Origin of the sequence: Psychrobacter glacincola (assembly GCF_904846075.1) — a bacterium.
Classification (GTDB): Bacteria; Pseudomonadota; Gammaproteobacteria; order Pseudomonadales; family Moraxellaceae; genus Psychrobacter; species Psychrobacter glacincola_C.
In genome coordinates this window covers 297,364-315,850 of the sequence record NZ_CAJGZH010000003.1, presented here as the reverse complement: position 1 = coordinate 315,850, position 18,487 = coordinate 297,364, and the positions used below count along the sequence as shown (strand labels likewise).

At 44.2% G+C, this 18,487-nt stretch carries 16 protein-coding genes; 12 read left to right on the top strand and 4 right to left on the bottom strand.

Annotated elements, in window-relative coordinates; translation table 11 throughout:
* The first annotated feature begins 261 nt into the window (after window positions 1-261).
* The 3 genes from JMW85_RS12490 (at window position 262) to JMW85_RS12480 (ending at window position 2,729) form a co-directional block, all read left to right on the top strand.
* Window positions 262-903: a hypothetical protein gene (locus JMW85_RS12490; protein WP_055124727.1), complete on the top strand. Its 642-nt coding sequence runs from the start codon at window positions 262-264 to the stop codon at window positions 901-903.
* A gap of 369 nt (window positions 904-1,272) precedes the next feature.
* Entirely contained in the window at window positions 1,273-2,262 is a 990-nt protein-coding gene (locus tag JMW85_RS12485; RefSeq protein WP_173936711.1) for a malate dehydrogenase, read from the top strand.
* Between the two features lie 227 nt (window positions 2,263-2,489).
* A complete protein-coding gene (locus tag JMW85_RS12480; protein ID WP_045444148.1) occupies window positions 2,490-2,729 on the top strand; it encodes a DUF2789 domain-containing protein in 240 nt (79 codons plus the stop codon).
* A gap of 99 nt (window positions 2,730-2,828) precedes the next feature.
* Here JMW85_RS12480 and ribF read toward each other — a convergent pair whose 3' ends face one another.
* The gene (ribF, locus tag JMW85_RS12475) at window positions 2,829-3,869 is read right to left on the bottom strand and encodes a riboflavin biosynthesis protein RibF (protein ID WP_201581991.1); all 1,041 of its coding nucleotides are present in this window, start codon (window positions 3,867-3,869) and stop codon (window positions 2,829-2,831) included.
* A gap of 263 nt (window positions 3,870-4,132) precedes the next feature.
* Between ribF and JMW85_RS12470 the strand changes: the two genes are divergently transcribed.
* Window positions 4,133-4,732 (top strand): GNAT family N-acetyltransferase, encoded by a 600-nt coding sequence (locus JMW85_RS12470; protein ID WP_201581990.1) that lies wholly within the window; start codon window positions 4,133-4,135, stop codon window positions 4,730-4,732.
* A gap of 117 nt (window positions 4,733-4,849) precedes the next feature.
* On the opposite strand, the gene JMW85_RS12465 is transcribed toward JMW85_RS12470, so the two are convergent.
* From JMW85_RS12465 to ampD, 3 genes are all read right to left on the bottom strand, one after another.
* On the bottom strand, window positions 4,850-5,479 hold the full coding sequence (locus tag JMW85_RS12465; RefSeq protein ID WP_201581989.1) for a hypothetical protein: 630 nt from the start codon (window positions 5,477-5,479) through the stop codon (window positions 4,850-4,852).
* A 111-nt stretch (window positions 5,480-5,590) separates the two neighbouring features.
* Window positions 5,591-7,141 carry a murein biosynthesis integral membrane protein MurJ gene (murJ, locus tag JMW85_RS12460; RefSeq protein ID WP_055124723.1) on the bottom strand — a complete coding sequence of 517 codons (1,551 nt, stop codon included), beginning with the start codon at window positions 7,139-7,141 and terminating at the stop codon, window positions 5,591-5,593.
* Between the two features lie 194 nt (window positions 7,142-7,335).
* Window positions 7,336-7,923, bottom strand: coding sequence for a 1,6-anhydro-N-acetylmuramyl-L-alanine amidase AmpD (ampD, locus tag JMW85_RS12455; protein ID WP_201581988.1), 588 nt, complete (start codon window positions 7,921-7,923; stop codon window positions 7,336-7,338).
* A 273-nt stretch (window positions 7,924-8,196) separates the two neighbouring features.
* On the opposite strand from ampD, the gene JMW85_RS12450 reads away from it, so the two are divergent.
* From JMW85_RS12450 to JMW85_RS12415, 8 genes are all read left to right on the top strand, one after another.
* Window positions 8,197-10,299: an Lnb N-terminal periplasmic domain-containing protein gene (locus JMW85_RS12450; protein ID WP_201581987.1), complete on the top strand. Its 2,103-nt coding sequence runs from the start codon at window positions 8,197-8,199 to the stop codon at window positions 10,297-10,299.
* Window positions 10,300-10,382: 83 nt separating this feature from the next.
* Entirely contained in the window at window positions 10,383-11,246 is an 864-nt protein-coding gene (locus tag JMW85_RS12445) for an SDR family oxidoreductase (RefSeq protein WP_201581986.1), read from the top strand.
* Between the two features lie 57 nt (window positions 11,247-11,303).
* The gene (locus JMW85_RS12440) at window positions 11,304-12,302 is read left to right on the top strand and encodes a hypothetical protein (RefSeq protein WP_201581985.1); all 999 of its coding nucleotides are present in this window, start codon (window positions 11,304-11,306) and stop codon (window positions 12,300-12,302) included.
* A gap of 61 nt (window positions 12,303-12,363) precedes the next feature.
* Complete coding sequence (pyrE, locus tag JMW85_RS12435) at window positions 12,364-13,086, top strand: orotate phosphoribosyltransferase (RefSeq protein WP_372886432.1); 723 nt, start codon at window positions 12,364-12,366, stop codon at window positions 13,084-13,086.
* Between the two features lie 58 nt (window positions 13,087-13,144).
* Entirely contained in the window at window positions 13,145-14,128 is a 984-nt protein-coding gene (gene gshB / locus JMW85_RS12430) for a glutathione synthase (RefSeq protein WP_201581984.1), read from the top strand.
* A gap of 338 nt (window positions 14,129-14,466) precedes the next feature.
* The gene (gene murG, locus JMW85_RS12425) at window positions 14,467-15,552 is read left to right on the top strand and encodes an undecaprenyldiphospho-muramoylpentapeptide beta-N-acetylglucosaminyltransferase (protein ID WP_201581983.1); all 1,086 of its coding nucleotides are present in this window, start codon (window positions 14,467-14,469) and stop codon (window positions 15,550-15,552) included.
* A gap of 83 nt (window positions 15,553-15,635) precedes the next feature.
* On the top strand, window positions 15,636-17,075 hold the full coding sequence (murC, locus tag JMW85_RS12420) for a UDP-N-acetylmuramate--L-alanine ligase (protein WP_201581982.1): 1,440 nt from the start codon (window positions 15,636-15,638) through the stop codon (window positions 17,073-17,075).
* Between the two features lie 26 nt (window positions 17,076-17,101).
* The gene (locus JMW85_RS12415; RefSeq protein WP_201581981.1) at window positions 17,102-18,109 is read left to right on the top strand and encodes a D-alanine--D-alanine ligase; all 1,008 of its coding nucleotides are present in this window, start codon (window positions 17,102-17,104) and stop codon (window positions 18,107-18,109) included.
* The last annotated feature ends 378 nt before the right edge of the window (window positions 18,110-18,487 follow it).

The following is an 18,487-nucleotide window of genomic DNA, read 5'->3' as shown; positions in this document are numbered from 1 at the left end:
TAATAAGTGCTTATCAATCAACGCACACATTTTTGTTAGCTCTATTCTTAGTTTTATCAGTGTTTATACGTCGAACACTATGAGCTAAACGATAGCCCATGTTTTTATCATTGCTAGATGCCTTCAGCCCCTATGATCAAAAAATATTTCAATCTGCCCCTGTTATTAAAAGTTAGGCATCAGTCATCTATTCAGCAGATGCTCTCGCTATCTACTCTGACGCCAGATTTAAACCAATCAAGCTCGATAACCAATACATCTATGGATAAACTAAATACGACGCTAAGTATCGGTGCATTAGTGATGTTGCAAGGCATTATGATGATGCCGGTACATGCCGCGAGCGCTGTTAAGAGCGGACAGCGTGTGTTGATGATTGAGATGACGCCAGCATTGTGTAGCATACAGCCGACGCGTGCCCGTATGCGTCAATGCTTGGAGGGTTATTCGTTGACAGTGTCAGGTCTAGATATGGGCTATGGTGAGCGCTGCGGACGTGGTAGTGAGCCACGTCTGACACCGTTACAGTTAAAAGTCGTCAACCGTATCATGCCTGATACGACAGTACGTAGCCAAGCTTGGCAGCGTTATGGGGCGTGTAGTCCGCTTAGTGCCAGTAGTTATTTCCGCCAGATTACCAATTATGCTGGCGCATTAAAGCTGCCTAACGAGCTTAATACGGGTAATAGCTATACGGTTTCTAAATCTCGATTTATCAGTCAAATGACCCAGCTTAATAGTGGTATGTCCTCAAACAGTATTGATTTGATTTGCCAAGCGGGCAGTCGTCGTCAATCAACATTGACGGATATCCATATTTGTTATGAAGGGAGCGAATTTGGCACATGTCATAATGTTGTGAATAATTGTGGCAGTAAGTTCGTCATTTCGGGTGGAAAATAGTTTTTTAGCCCATTTAAATGCTTATTGTTTGAATTGAGGACACGCCCTAATAATATTCGCTTATTTTAAGCGTTATATCACTGTATGTAACGCTTCTAAATGCTGTTATCAGCTGCCTTCCATTGCCTTCTAGCACTGTATCCGTATAGGTTTACAGTAGGTAAAAAATCCTCCCGTATAAAATGTAACAATATAATCGGTGGTCGGCGTCTTATTGTCTCTAGACGATTTGCTGAACGAAGTGCTACACTAGCTCTCGGTTTATGACTGCTATATTCAGTAGGCAAGTCGTTATTTACAACGATAGTCATCCATTAGAACCATCAATCAGAATCATGAATTATCTAATCTATAATTAGGGAGTATTCAATGTCAATGAAACAGCCTTTACGTGTTGCCGTCACTGGTGCCGCTGGTAATATCAGCTATGCTATGTTATTTCGTATTGCATCTGGCGAGATGCTAGGTAAAGATCAGCCAGTTATTTTGCAATTGCTTGAAATCGCTCCAGCACTTGACGCCCTAAAGGGTGTGGTCATGGAATTAGAAGATTGTGCATTCCCTTTATTAGCAGGTATTGTGCAGACTGATGATGCGACCGTTGCATTCAAAGATGTTGACTATGCTCTGCTAGTCGGTTCACGTCCACGTGGTCCAGGTATGGAACGTAAAGATTTGCTAGAAGCCAACGCTGCGATTTTCTCAGCACAAGGTAAAGCATTGAATGACGTTGCAAGCCGTGATGTAAAAGTATTGGTTGTCGGTAACCCTGCCAACACCAACGCCCTTATCGCTCAGCGTAATGCACCAGATCTTGATCCACGTAACTTCACTGCGATGACTCGTTTAGACCACAACCGTGCCATGGCACAGTTGGCTGGCAAAACTGACAGCACAGTAAATGACGTGAAAAAAATGATCATCTGGGGCAACCATTCATCAACGCAGTATCCTGATCTGACTGCTGCTACTGTCAACGGTAAGCCTGCATTAGATTTGGTTGATCGCGAATGGTACGAAGCGACTTATATCCCAGAAGTACAACAACGTGGCGCTGCAATCATTAAAGCACGCGGTGCATCATCTGCCGCTTCTGCTGCCAACGCGGCCATTGCACACGTACGTACATGGGCATTGGGTACTGATGAGAACGATTGGGTATCAATGGGCGTTTATTCAAACGGCGAATACGGTATCGCAAAAGGCTTAATCTACTCATTCCCATGCACATGCACTAACGGCGACTGGTCTATCGTAGATGGCGTTGATGTGTCATCAGATTTCTCTAAAGAGAAAATGGCAGCGACTGAGCAAGAACTTAGCGAAGAGCGTGATGCGGTAGCACACCTGCTTCCATAAGCCGCCAATGTCACGATATTATCATGTCATAAAGCTGTTTTATAGAAATTGATCTAAAAAAGCCCTCTACATTAGAGGGCTTTTTTGTGTCTTGTCTGCCTATTAAAATACAATTGATAACGTTAGATACACGTTGATTAACAGCTATTAAAATAAAGCTTGCTACAATAAATGTGTCAATTTAGATAATAAACACAAAGACACTCGTACCATTTAAGGAGAAAAACATGTTGGGTGAACCAGAATACAATATGAATGAATTATTTGCACAGTTGGGACTTGATAGCTCAGATGCAGCGATTGATAGTTTTATTGAAAATAATCAGTTGGATAAAGAAGAGAAGTTGATAGAAGCGAGCATTTGGACAGATAATCAGCGTGCTTTTCTACAAGAAGAATGGGAAAAAGATGCGGAATGGGTAGAGGTCATCGATGACTTAAACGTACGTATGCATCCAGATGCTTAGAAAAACCTCTATTAAGTAAAAACCCACAAACGTTATAAATGCTGTGGGTTTTTTTATAAATTATAAATATCGACGCCCGCATTTAAGCCTATTAGCTATCTAACTGGGCTGCTGCTCTCGCCACTCAATCAATGCTTTCACATCATTATGGATGCCTGTTTTTAATGCTTCTAAGCCATCATAATGCCGTTCACCATGTAAATAATGCAAAAATCGAACCTGTAAAGTTAATCCATATAAATCGGCATTTAATTCTGGGAAATGCACTTCCAAACGCCAATCATGTTGTTTATCGACAGAGGGTCTGGTGCCAATATTGGCTGTCCCAAAGAGGCTGTTGGAACGTAATCCTGAGATACCTGATTTGCCATCTATAGCAAGTGCCGATAAGCCATCAGCAATCACTTGCCCATCCTCGTCGAGGCTGACGACATCAACAGCAAAGATACCATGCAGGGCAGGTTTTAAACGCTGCAGGTCAACATTCGCAGTAGGGAAGTCCATGGTACGACCTATTTTATCGCCACCAACGACCATTCCTGTAATCGCATAATCGCGACCAAGTAGCGCATTAGCAGCGTCAATATCACCAGCCAATAGTAAGTCTCGAACGCGAGTAGAGCTGATACGTGCCGCTTTACCACTATCATCAATGACGGTATGCAGGTTGGTAACATCTAAGCCATAATTCCGTAAAAACTGACTGTCACCAGTACGGTCATGACCAAATTTGAAGTCATCACCCAACACCAACGCCTTGACATTTAAGCGCAGGGCTAAAAGATCCGCAAATGCTTGGGCGGATAGCGAGCGAAACTCTGCATCAAATCCTGCCACAATCAAGGTCTCAACGCCATATTCTGCTAACAAAGCTTGTTTTTCAGCGAGATTGGTGAGGCGAGCAGGCGCGGTGGCTGGCGCAAAAAATTCACGAGGCTGTGGCTCAAATATCATGACAGCAGAACCAAGATTTTGTGCATGCGCAATATCACGGACTTGTTCAAGCATCGCTTGATGACCAAGATGGACACCATCGAAGTTACCGATAGTGAGCACACAGGGCGCTAAATCTAATGGACTAGTATTTGCAGTCAAATTACTTGGTGAGGCAATCAGTTGCTCAAGAAAATAGGTGTTCATAAATTTTCAGCTATGATAGATAAAACCAGATAAAAAACACACCCGTACCAAAATCAATGTGTTTAAAATCAGCCATTATAAAGTAAAATGACCACACTAACATCCTATAGTCTACTGACAATAAAAGTATGGCGCTATCCGCTCTGTCATCTTAAAATACCGTGATGTTTGTCCACATGCTTTTGTAATGACCCTCTGTATAGATGGATCATCTTGCAACAATTATCACTCATAGACTATTAATTAATAATTACGGAGACCTTATGCCCGTTGCTGCCTTGAATGCTGTACCAACTGTTTTGTTAGAACACTATCTCACTGATGAGTTTGTTGTGCAGCGTGCAAGTAGAGACGACTTTTCAGAGATTTTGGTGATTTATAATCAGACTATTGCAGGTAAGCAAGCCACTGCCAATCTTACTCCAGTGACTTGTGAAGAGCGTGCAGATTGGTTTGATGAGCATATAAACAGTCCGACGCGTCCTATTTATGTGGTAAAAGTGATGCATAAGACCACGCAGAATGCAGTGAAAACAGAGACAGCAACAATCGTTGCATGGGGCAGCTTTAGCGATTTATATGCACGACCGGCTTATCATATCAGCACTGAGATTAGTATCTACTTGCATCAGGATTTTCACGGTCAAGGATTGGGCAGTTTATTGACATGCTGGATGTTGACACAAGCGCCAAGCCTAGGCATTCATAATGTAATCGCGCTTATTTTTGCGCACAATCAGCCAAGCTTAGGATTGTTCCGTAAGCTTGGTTTTGAGCAATGGGGATATATGCCAAAAGTGTGTGATATGCAAGGCTTTATCGCTGATGTTGTGATGCTTGGCAAGGCAGTGTCGTCAGATTAATATCAAATTTTGATTGGTATCAAATAAAATTATTGAAGATAAGATAGCTCAAGTTCGAGTGACTTAAGCTAAAATAACTTAAGCTAAAGTGATTTTAAATGAGGACAGCAAGGCGTCTTATCCTAGGATTTTCCATTGACCTTCAATTTTTTGCAGCTCATATGTCAACGGTGCAGGCGCACTTTGTCCTTTTAGCATCAGCTCCCCAATGATGGTGGCACGGGTTTTATCATCACTGTATTGAGTATCGGTGATAGTGACGCCATCGACGGTTTGCTGAAAGGCATACTGGGTTTTAGCCAGCTCTTCTTCGAAGTTTGCCATATCTACTTTATAATATTTAACAGCTTCCTTTACCTCGCCATAATACAAGCTATCTAGTGCTTGCTTTACAGTATCTTCCGGCGTACCAGCTTGGGTGGGATTGGTTACGAGGCTTTTTTGCTTGGTCGCAGAAGTGACTGGGTTAATATTATCACTATCAATAGCCGTCTCATCTTTACTATTGTCAGTCATCTGCTTGCTGTCAACTGTGCTATTCGCATCCACTGCTGACGTTTGATTAGCAGCGCTATTTTCAGCATCAATACTTTTATCATAACTGCCTTCAGCGATGGCTGCCGTATCTTCGGCACTGTTAGCTGTCTTATCGTTATCGCTACAAGCACTCAAAAGCAGTCCAGTGCTAAGTACACCAGCGGTCAGTATGGTTGGTAAGCGTAGTAAGGTTGCTCGTTCGGTTGACATTATTAGCCCTCAGATTTCATTTATTCGTTAATGGTTAATTATGGCAACTATCTGCATCATTCACTATCCATTCTCTTACTAAGCTTGTTTTGGTTTCGTAAGTGAAGCTGCTTAACCATGCTTTAGCTGGCGCGGACGGAAACCAGTGGCTAGTAATACCACGCCATAAACCAGTGCTCCCACGGCACACATAATGAGCAAAGCGGCGATACGTCGCCACTGAGCATCATCGCTAGGGAAGTAAGGCAGCATGACATAAAGTACGCCAATCATAGCGCTGGTCGCAATCGCAAACTGGGTGAATAGTTTCTTCCAATGGCTGCCAAAGCGGAAAATATCACGTTTATGTAAGAAGTAATATAATAAGCCTGCGTTCACAAAGGCCGCGCCCGTAGTTGCTAAGGCCAAGCCGCCATGTAGTGGAATCTCTAAGAAATAAAATATACCGATGAAAATGACACTAAAAATCATGTTGGCAAAGACAGAAATGATACCGATTTTTACGGGTGTTCTGGTATCTTGACGGGCAAAAAAAGCAGGGGCAAAGATTTTAATAAGCATAAAGCCTAAAATACCACCAGCCATACTACGTAATGCGAGCGAACTCATCTGCGCATCGCGTAAGGTAAACTCACCGCGCAAAAACAGCGCTTGCATCAGTACATCGGCAAGTATAAACAACGCTGCTGATGCAGGGACACCGACTAAAATGATTAAGCGTGCCGCCCAATCGATGGTTTTTTTAAAACTAACATCGTCTTTTTGCGCCTCACTTTTTGATAAACTGGGCAAAATGACTGTACCGATTGCCACGCCAATCAAGCCTAATGGCAGCTCACTCATGCGCTCTGCGGCATACAGCCAAGAAACTGAGCCGCCAATCATCAATGAGGCAAAAATGGTATTGAGCAGTAAATTAATCTGAGTGACAGAGACGCCAAAGATAGCAGGCAGCATGAGTTTTAAAATACGGCGAACGCCTTCATGCTGAAAGTCGACTTTGGGTGCGACCAGCAGCTTTTGTTGCCATAGCTGCGGTAGCTGCAGTAAGAATTGCAACAATCCTGCGATAGCGACCGCGTAGCCTAGCGCCATGATAGGAACATCGAACATAGGAGCAAAAATTAATGCGCCACCAATCATGCACAAGTTTAGCAACACTGGTGCAAAGGCAGGCGCAGCAAAGCGTCCGTAGCTTTGTAAAATGCCACTGGCAAAGGCGGTCATAGAAATAAATAGCAAATAAGGAAAGGTCAGACGCAGTAATTCAGCGGTAATAGCAAACTTACCTGGTTGATCAGCAAAACCAGGCGCGAATAAAGTCACGACCCACGGTGCCATTAAAATAACAACGACGGTAAGCATCGACAAAATTAACAACAGAGCGCCTGAAGTACGACTGACTAAGATTTGTACCTGCTGCAAACTATATTTTTCTTTGTATTCAGATAGCACAGGGACGAAGGCTTGACTAAAGGCACCTTCTGCAAATAAACGCCGCAAAAAGTTTGGGATTTTGAAGGCGACTAAAAAGGCATCCATCAGACCACCAGCGCCAAAGACGCCTAACAATACGACATCGCGTACCAGACCTAAAATACGAGACAGCATGGTCATACTACTGACCACCATGGTTGAACGAAATAACCGACTTTTTGCCATGAGAACCTATTGTGCTAATTTGTTTATTGAAGGTTGTTTACTGATGGTTGTTTACTAAGTTGCTGCTATCAAAAAGCTGACGAATTATAGCATTTTCATAATCGAGATAAATGGATTGGATGTGGAATATAATGCATACAGTTAACTGTTAATAGAGCTTGTAACAGGACTGACAAAATAATTATCCATATGACTTAACCCTCAAGAATGTTGGCGACCATCTCACGTAATTTTGCCCATTCAAAATAATCACCGGGATCTGTTTTGCGACCGGGCGCGATATCACTATGACCGGTGAGATGCCTGCGAGTTTTTGGATAAGCGTCATAGATAGCAACGATAACTTTGGCAAGCGCTTCATATTGGGCGGCGGTAAAGGACACAAAATCAGACCCTTCAAGCTCAATGCCAATGCTATAATCATTACATTCAGGGCGATCCAAGTAGCTGGAGCGTCCGGCATGCCACGCGCGTTCGTTAAAATTGACAAACTGGGTAATCGCGCCATCGCGCTCTATAAATAAATGTGCTGAAACTTCTGTACCTTTAATGCTTTGAAAATAAGGATGCGCCTCCCAGTCTAATTGATTGGTAAACAAGGTCTTGACGTAATGTAAGCCGTTAGTATCAGATGCTCCGAACTCGTTCGGCGGTAGGCTGATATTATGAATAACAATAGTATCAATACTCATATCTGTTGGTCGCAGATTGCAGTTTGGTGATGCAAGGTATGTGGCTGCAGATAATCTGCCATCGTTAATCGTTATTGGTGCTATGGACATAATATTCTCTTTTATCATGATATTAATAAGTGGGTATTGACCGCTGGTTGCTAGCCATTTTTATCAATCAATAGCCAGTCTGATAATAGCTACCTTGATAACAGTAGCTTTGATAGTAACAACTTTGATAACAGCCACTTTGACTAAGATATTTCAATGATCTAGCTCTTATATGGTTTTTGAGGTTATTTTAGTGGACGATCCAATCGGCATTATCAACCAGCCATCAATCACGCTATCGGCGTATGAATAATAACGTGCGAGGTTTACCCCATGTCTCTAAAGCCTAATTTTTTATCTGTAGATTGTACCCTAACTACTATGAGTCAACGAGCGCGTTTACCACTTGCTATTGCAGGATTGCTACTCTCTGCACAAACGCAAGCTTTTTTGCCAACCCCATCATCATTAGTAACGACAGAGGCATTAGCGCCTACGCCGCAAGCTGCTGCAATCGCTAATAATACGCCAAATAATGACGCTCCAGAAGATACCCAAGGGCTAGAAAAAAGTAACGCTGAGCAATTATTAGCCAAGTGGCGTGAGCAAGCAGCAACACAAAACTTAGCCCAACATACGACATGGCGACGTTTATTATATTTCTTTGATGATCAAAAGAATTTGATTGGTAAGAAAAAAAACACCAGCATGGTTGATGAGGCTGACTTTTTTTTAAGTGAGAATGGACAGCATGATTCAGCTGCCGAGCTAGATGCATTACTCGTCGCTCTCGCTAATGAGGTAGCGACGACGAATAACCGTACTGTCAAAAAAAATACTGCCAACAATTCGGTATTATGTCGTTTTCCAGCGCGTGTACAATGGTTGACCGATACATTGAACATTGATAAGGCGACGCTACAAGTTGACTGTCCCGAATTGAATGAATGGATGCAGAAGATTGCTCCCGAGCAGCTATCTATCATGTTTGCCCAAGAGTATTTAGACAACCCTTTATCAGCCTTTGCTCATACTTTATTGCGTATCGACTCAAAAGCCAGTGTGGCAGATCCGAGCCAAATTCATCATGCAGTTGCGCTAAATTATACGGTAGGCGGCGATGCAACCGATAGTTTTTTGGTATATGCCATCAAATCGATGACCGGCGGTTATGACAATCTGATTGAAATTGACCCTTATCCAGAAAAGCTGGCGAAGTATCTGCAAGAAGATGAGCGTGATGCGTGGACGTATCAATTGGATTTGACCCCAGCGGAAGTGCAACAGATTATGCTACATGTTTGGGAAACCAAAGATTTGAAGTTGCCGTATTATTTCACCACTGATAACTGTGCCTCTGAGATTTTACGCTTGATTGACGTGGTACGTCCGCAGCAGCATTTATTAAGTCGCTTGCCTTATGCCGTGATTCCTTCAGATGTCGTGCAGTTACTTAATAGCGAAGGCTTACTTGCCAGCACCAACTATACGCCCGCCGATAGCACCTTACGCCAAGCACAGTTAAATAAGGTTAAAGAGCAGCGTGAGCAATTGGGCTATCATAATAGCGCCAAGCAGACGTTAAATGAGATTAAATCTGCCCAATTGAATCCAACCTCGAGCATAGCCGCCGACGGAAAAACGCTATTGCCACGGCGTATTGCAGTAGCGGATAACAATCCTATAGACAGGCATCCGCTGCAACTTGGGTTTATCGGGCTAGGGCAGCGCGGTGATAATAACTATATCGATTTAGGTCTACGGGCAGGTTATCACGATACCCTCGATCGTCCTTCAGGATTTCCGCAGTTCTTTGATTTAGAAGGCGCGGCTGCAACCTTGCGTCTATATGACACCGATAATGATAAAGCCAATCAGCCAAGTAGTGTGGTCTTGCAAAATGTGACCTTGGTGCGAGGGCGCTCATTTAATCCGGTTAATTCTGCTAAAAAAGGCAAAACCTGGGGCGCCAGTATTGAAGCGACACGTGTAAATGACGGCTCGCAGCAAGAGGGCAGCGATCATTTAGTCGGTAGTTTGGGCTATGAGACCGGTTGGTCGTGGGCGTTTGGCACACCTAGCGCGGGCACAGGCGAGATGCCGCCACAGCTATGCTATACGCTTTTGGCAGGAACGGCGCAAGCAGGACGCGATATTAATAAAGGCTATCGTGTCGGCGCAGGCGTCAATGCCGGTTGCCGTTATCAGATTAACAATCAGTTACGTGCGCAGGCTGAATTACAACTGCCATATTGGTATCATGGCAGCAGCGACGAGTCTAATGCCCGTGGTCATTACTGGCAGCCGATATCGACATTAGGGTTACAATATGATATCGATAAAAAACAAGCGTTACGTATCAATGCCAACTACGAATGGCAAGATCGTATCGATGCCAAGGAAGACATCCAGCTGTCGTACAGACGCTATTTTTAACACTTATTACTGAAAAGGTGTATAGATTATTGAAAAGATGTATGGGCAGTCATTAGAAATGGCGTTCGAATAGAGGATAAATGATGAGTACGCAAAATTTATTGATTATTGGTCAAGGTGATATTGGTTTGCCAGTCAGCAACCAGCTGGCACAGGACGGCTTGAATGTCACAGGTTTGGCTCGTGGTGAGCGCCATCATTACTCTTTGGATGATAACGCTGAATTTATGCAAGCCGATGCATTGACTCTGACGGCTGAGCAGCTGCAAGATTTTACGGCGATAGCAATTATCGTTACCCCCGATGATTATTCGACCAGTGGCTATCATAATAGCTACTTAGCAATTAGCCAGCATTTGGCAACGCTTGCGGACAAACTCACCAACCTTTCACGCATTGTTTTTATTTCATCAACGGGTGTTTATGGGCAAGATAATGGCGAATGGATTGATGACAATACTGCACCTGTGACGCCAGAGCGTGAAGCATCGCAGGTGATATTGCAAGCAGAACAAGTCCTACAACAAGGTTTTGGGGATAAAGCCATTGTCATTCGTCCAAGCGGTATTTATGGCCGCGCGCGTCTCATGCGTCTGCGTAAAGCCCGCGAGCCACAAAAGGAAGCAGTGGCAGCCGCGCATTGGAGCAATCGGATTATGGATCGCGATTTGGTCGCTATCATCGCTAACGTACTGACTATCGATGCGCCCAAGCCCCTGTATATTGCTACTGATTACGCGCCAGTCACGACTTTAGAGTTGGGCGTCTGGTTAAGTCAGCAGATAAATGAAACGCCTCCTGCTCTTGACAATGAAAAAGCAGCGGTTACGGGAAAACGCTTGCACAGTAATATTCCATTAGCTTGGTTGGCATATCCTGATTGGCAAGTTGGTTACCGTGATATTTTGCGCCATCAAGAACAACATCAAGAACAACATCAAGAATAATATGCCAGTTTGATTTAATTAGAATTGTTTTTATATTTTATAGCTTATGGAGATTTCATGACCCAGCCTTCTACTTCTGACACTCATTTACCCAGTGCTGATCTTACAGCAGCAGGCGGTACAATTTCAGAAGGCAATGCTGAGCAGTCGTCTATTTTGCCAGATAGTACCCAACCTGCGATTGTACATCCTAATTTTGACCCGAGTCGCTTGGCACTTGATCCTGCCAGACCCTTGAGCGATATTCCAGAGCCTGCTAGGCGCTTAAATGGTCAGTTGCAACGACTTTATGGTCGCTCTGCGCGTTTTTATCAGCCTAAAGAACACAGCTTGTCAAAATGGTCGCTGATTGCTTCAGAAGTATTGGGCGAGCATCTGTCATTACTGCGGGCAGCAGAGCTTGTCGAGTTTCCAGACAGCTTTTATCACAATCACAGCGCGCAACCATTATTATCATCATTAAATGGTATGACTTTGCTCGACATGGCTGATATTCAGCAGGCGCTTCGTGCTTATCCAAAACTGCATCGTTACGGTTTTGCACTGAATGGCTCTTCTGTAAGTATCGATACGAGCGTTAGTAGTAATGCTAAAAACAAACAGGCTTCTTTACGTGCATTGACCAAACGGTATAATCCAGATGAGTTGCTCAACAGTGTTTACGCCGAAGATTGGCAGGTGGTGTTGCAGCCGCAGCAATTTGAGACAGGCGAGGGCAGTTTGGCTACTGACATTATGGCGTGTAGCGTCGCTGTCCATGCATTGAGGCAGTGCGAGACACGCAAAAGTATCAATCACCGCTATAGCGCCGCGCAAATCTGTCAGCACATACGCAGTTATCTGCTGAGTCAAATCATTTGTGAGCCATCGCAGCGCCATGCCTACCGTCAAATACGCATTTTCACAGGACATGTTATTGTTGCCGCGTATCATTTAGGTTGGGAGATACAAGTGAGTGATGACGGTCAGTGTTATTTTAATCTCTCATCGCGCAGTGGCCTATTGACTCGTTATCCTAACATGCAGGATTACGACATCAATGGTTGGTCAAGCTGATCAATAATGCGTACAATAACGCCAATTTTTTGCTCTTCTTTTTGTCAATAGGAACGCTTCCATGCTTAATGCCTCAATGCCTAATGCGCAACACCCTTCTTTCTCCTCACACCAATTTATCCAACTGGCTTTAGACAATCAAGTTCTCAAATTTGGCGAGTTTGTCCTCAAGTCTGGTCGCATCAGTCCGTATTTTTTTAATGCAGGCTTGCTGGCGTCAGGTGAGATGTTGTCGTTGCTCGCGTGTGGTTATGCTGATGCCTTGGCTGAGCAAATGGCTGCTAGTCATAACGGTACAGATGAGCAGGAGCTGGTGATATTTGGGGCAGCGTATAAAGGTATTCCTTTTGTGGCAGCAACCGCGCAAGCCTTATGGATTCATCATGGTATCAATGCCAAGTGGGGCTATAATCGTAAAGAAGCCAAAACTCATGGCGAAGGTGGCAACTTAGTAGGCGCTGACGTTAGTGGTAAAGCAGTCTGGGTACTCGATGATGTCATTACCGCTGGTACGGCGATGCGCGAAGTGGTTGAGATTTTAGAGCAAGCGGGCGCTAGCGTTGCTGGTATTATCGTTGCCCTTGACCGTAAAGAAAAAGGTCAGGCTGAGCATTCTGCTATTCAAGAGTTGGCGTCGACATTAGAGGTACCAGTGCGTGCACTCGTCGATATCGATGATTTAATCAGTTATTTGGCAGATGACCATGGCGTACAAAGCGGTCAGCATAAAGACGCGACCCAACTTGCCAAGATGCAACATTATCGCGCGCAGTACGGCGTATAGTTGGGCACTGAGTTCGAAGCTGTTCTATATTAATAATATAACGTAAGTGAGCCTTATTATGAGCCAAGCAAATCAAAAAAAATCGTTAAACATACTCGTTATTATGGATCCTATCGAGCAAGTTAATTATAAAAAAGACACGACCCTTGCTATGATGTGGTCGGCACAAGACCGTGGGCACAGCCTTGGCTATTGTCAGATTCATGATTTGTGGTTGGATCGTGGGCAACTGATGGTTGATACGCAGTCAGTGACCGTCAAGCGTGATCCTAAAGATTTTTATACGTTAGAGGATAAAGCGACAGCGCCAATCAGCGACTATGACGTGGTGTTGATGCGTAAAGATCCGCCGTTTGACATGCGTTTTATTTATGCCACTTATATGCTTGATCATGCCAAAGCGGCAGGCGTGCTAGTGGTCAATGACCCACAAGCGATACGTGATTGTAATGAAAAGCTCTTTGCCACGTGGTTTAGCGATTATATGAGCCCAACGATTGTGACCAGTAAACAGGCGCATATTCGCAAGTTTATCGCTGAGCAGCAAGACGTCATTGTTAAGCCATTAGATGGTATGGGCGGTACGGGTATTTTCCGCTTGACCGCAGATAGTCCAAATATCGGTGTCACGCTTGAGGTTTTAACCGAGCTTGAAACCTTGCCGATTATGGCACAGCGTTATTTACCAGAGATCAAAGAAGGCGATAAGCGCGTGTTGATCGTTGATGGTGAAGTGGTCGATTATAGCTTGGCGCGTATTCCCACCAAAGGCGAAACCCGTGGTAATCTTGCGGCGGGTGGTAGCGGTGTTGCGATGCCGCTCACCGATGTCGAACGTCAAGTGGCAGAAGTCGTCGCCCCGATTGTTAAAGAAAAAGGTCTAATGTTCGTCGGGCTCGATTTAATCGGCGGTCGTATTACCGAGATTAATGTCACCAGCCCAACGTGTGTACGTGAGATTGATGATCAATGCGGTACAGATATTGCGACCGATTTTATCATCGCCATTGAGAATAAAGTAGCAGTTTGCGCAACACTGTAAGGATAGAGTGATTTATCACTAAGCTATGCGCACAATACTTAAAAAACAGTGTGCTAAGATAGATTGATAAACAGCATATTTTCATAGCGCATAAAAAGGCGATAAAACGTCATTTATAAACGATGCTTTTATGATTTTTCGATAGTATTTATAAAAGCCAAGTCGTGATTGCTCGCGGCTTGGATTTTTGTTATTGACAGTGCATAAAGTGCTATATATCAGCCAACGATTTACACTATACTATGCGAGATTTTATAGGGTCATTATTGGCTGATGACTAAGATGATCATAGGATAATAAGTCCTTCATATAAATAAAGAAAAGATAGGCAGGCGTTCATGAAAGCACCGCATATATTAATGATGGCCGCGGGTACTGGTGGGCATGTGTTCCCAGCACTGGCAGTGGCTGAGGAATTGACTCAGCGTGGTGCGGTTATTCATTGGCTAGGAACGCCAAATGGTATGGAAAATGGCTTGGTTGCACCGACTGGTTATCCTTTTCATGCGATTGAGATGCAGGGTTTACGCGGTAAAGGAATCGGGCGTTTATTAAAGTTGCCGGTGACCTTATTGTCAGCGACAATGGCCGCTATAAAGGTGATTCGTAGTAATCAAATTGACATAGTTGTCGGTTTTGGTGGTTATGTGACAGCGCCTGGCGGTATCGCCGCACGTCTGACCAATACGCCTCTGATTATCCATGAACAAAATGCCATTGCAGGCATGAGTAATCGCTACCTATCCAAGATTGCAACCAAGGTGCTGCAAGCATTTGAGGATACCTTTGCCAATAGTGCACAGGATGCTAAGCTTGAAACGGTGGGTAACCCAGTACGCAATGCCATCACTGGTGTCTCTGAACCGACGGTGCGTTATGATGTTAATGACAACTCACCGCTCAAATTGTTGGTGGTGGGTGGCTCACTTGGTGCACAAGCCTTAAACGACACTGTGCCAAAAGCGCTGGCATTGCTCAATCAGCCTTTTGAAGTGCGTCACCAATGCGGGCGTAACAATGAGGCTGCCACACAAGCGGCTTACGATGAGCAAGATTTGAATATGCACAAGTTTGTGGTACAGCCTTTTATCGACGATATGGCCGCCGCTTATAGTTGGGCAGATGTTATTGTTTGCCGAGCAGGCGCATTGACGGTTACGGAAATCCAGAACGTTGGTATTGCCGCAATTTTTGTACCGCTGCCGCACGCGGTAGATGACCATCAGACTGCTAATGCCCGCACTTTAACCTCACACGATGCGGCGATTTTGTTACCGCAGTCTGAGTTGACAGCGCAGCGTTTGAGCAATGAGCTTGCTACCCTTAATCGAGAGAAGTGCCTAGCGATGGCCCAAAAAGGCCATGCCCTTGCCAATCGAAGTGCGAGCAAGCAAGTTGCTGATATTATCTGGCAAACGCTGTAGCCTATATTCTTATAGCTGACTGTTTTTATTACCAATTATTTTGATACACTAAATTTTATTAGCCTTTAATAAAGAGAAGCCCTATGTCTAACCCTGCGAAAGCTCTACCTAAGCGTTTGATTGAAATACCAGAAATGCGTCGTATTGAGCATTTGCATTTTGTCGGTATTGGTGGCTCGGGGATGTGCGGTATCGCGGAGGTGATGAACAATCAAGGTTATCAAGTAAGTGGTTCTGATATTGCTGAGAGCTTAGTGACCAAACGTTTGGCACAGATTGGTATTGATATTGCGATCGGTCATGATTCTAAGAACATCGCTAATGCTGATGTCATCGTTGTATCGTCAGCGATTGATCGCAGCAACCCTGAAGTAAAAGCGGCACTAGAAGCGCGTTTGCCGGTGGTACGCCGTGCCGATATGCTGGGCGAGTTGATGCGTTATCGTCACGGTATCGCTGTTGCTGGTGCTCATGGCAAAACCACGACGACCAGTTTGTTGACTACCATGATGGCAGAAGGGCAACTCGATCCTACCTACGTGATTGGCGGTAAGCTGAATGCATCTGGTAAAAATGCTGCGCTAGGTAGCAGTCGTTTCTTGGTGGCAGAAGCCGATGAGTCTGATGCGTCGTTTTTATCGTTACATCCGATGGCCGCGATTGTCACCAATATCGATCAAGACCATATGGAAACGTATGAGAATAGTTTTGATAAATTAAAAGCTGCTTATATTCAGTTTTTACAAAACATGCCATTCTATGGTTTGGCGGTGGTCTGCGGTGACGACCCAGAATTGTATGCCATGATTGATGATATTGGTCGTCCCGTACTGACCTTTGGACTTGAGCCTTTTAACGACGTTCAAGCCATCGACTTAGTGACGGAAGGTACTAAAACTCACTTCACGGTACTGCGCCGTGACCGTGAACCTTTACGTTTGACCCTCAACATTCCTGGTACTCACAACGTTTACAATGCGCTTGCTGCTATCACGATGGCGACTGATGAAGGTGTGGATGACGAAGCGATCAAACGCGCTCTGCAAAAATTTGAAGGCGTTGGTCGCCGTTTTGAGCAGCATGCCTCTGTCAGTCTTAATGATGGTAATGTTTTATTGATTGACGATTATGGTCATCACCCAAAAGAAGTCGATGCCACCATTAAAGCGGCGCGTCAAAGTTTCCCTGAACGTCGTTTGGTAATGATGTTTCAGCCGCACCGTTATAGTCGTACCCGAGATTGCTTTGATGATTTTGTCGAAGTACTCTCCAGCGTTGATGAATTATTATTATTAGACGTATATTCAGCAGGAGAAAGCCCAATTACTGGCGCTGATACCAAGTCATTGGCACGTAGTATTCGGTTGCGCGGTGAAGTTGAACCGACAATTATTGACAAGGACAATTTAGCTCCTGTCATGCAGCGTTTATTAAAAGCCAATGACATGCTCATTACTCAAGGTGCAGGTAATGTAGGGCAGATCGCTGTCGACTTGGCTGCCAATAACCTTTACATTAAGTAAGCTAAAAAATTCTAGGAACGATCTTCATGACGACTGATACTAAAGAAAATACCAGCACTCAAAATTCAGATAATTTAGAGAGCAATGATGCCACTCTAAACACGACGACCAGTGATGCAAAAGATGCCAGACAATTTGGTAAAGTGGCGGTTGTCTACGGCGGCAGTAGCAATGAACGCAGCGTGTCGTTAGACAGTGGTGCCGCTGTATTGCAGGCGCTACAAAACCAAGGCGTTGATGCCACTCATTTCGACCCTAAGCATCAAGACATCACGGAGCTACGCGAGTATGACCGCGTGTTCAACGTACTGCATGGTCGCGGCGGCGAGGATGGTTTGTTGCAAGGTGTGCTGCAATGGTTTGATATTCCACAGACAGGTTCAGGCATTCTGGCATCAGCGTTGGGTATGGATAAGGTTCGTACCAAGCAATTGTGGCAGGGTTGTGGGTTAGCAACCGCGCCATTTTCATTATTAACAGCTGAGACTGACTGGCAGCAAGTGGTCAACATGCTAGGTTTACCACTTATTATCAAGCCCGTTCATGAAGGCTCCAGTATTGGTATGACCAAGGTCAACAATCTTGATGAGTTGCCAGCGGCTTATGCAACGGCGGTACAGTGCGGTGATGCAGTTATGGCTGAGCGCTGGATTACTGGTCGCGAGTTTACAATCGTCATTATCGACGATGAAGCCTATCCAGTCATTCGTCTTGAGCCTGCTGATATTACCAACTTCTACGATTTTGAAGCCAAGTATAATCGCAATGATACCAGTTACTATATCCCCTGTGGTCTGAGCGCTGCTGACGAAAAGCATTTACAAGATTTGAGCCTTGCAGCGTTCCGTGCTGTTGATGCCAAAGGCTGGGGACGCATCGATGCTATGCAAGATGAAGCAGGCAACTTCTGGTTGCTTGAAATCAATACAGTGCCAGGCATGACCAGCCATAGCTTGGTTCCGATGGCAGCCAAGGCTCGAGGCATGGACTTTGATGCATTGTGCTGGCATATTTTAGCGCAGACATTAGAGTGATTTGTTTAGCAGTTATTACTTAAATAGTTATTTAGCAATGCTACTTTTTAATATTGCTCATTCTTTAACATTGCTCATTTTTTAGCATTGTTCATAATGCTATTGCTATTTATTGAGACAGTTGTCATTGATAGGCTGTCTTAATAAACCAGTGACAAAACTTATGAATCATTAGAGTTAAATTTTTCTTATAGCCTGATAATACTACTAGACTAGAACGGGTTAATGTATCACTAGAGCTGCTATACCACAGCGTCATGTAAACTTGTGTAAATTCGTTGTCACTAGTAGGGGTTAAGCTATTGTTTAACCATAAAATACGTTAATATTGTAATTATAGGTCTGTTTTAGTGATATTTCTGTTTTCTATGAATTTAG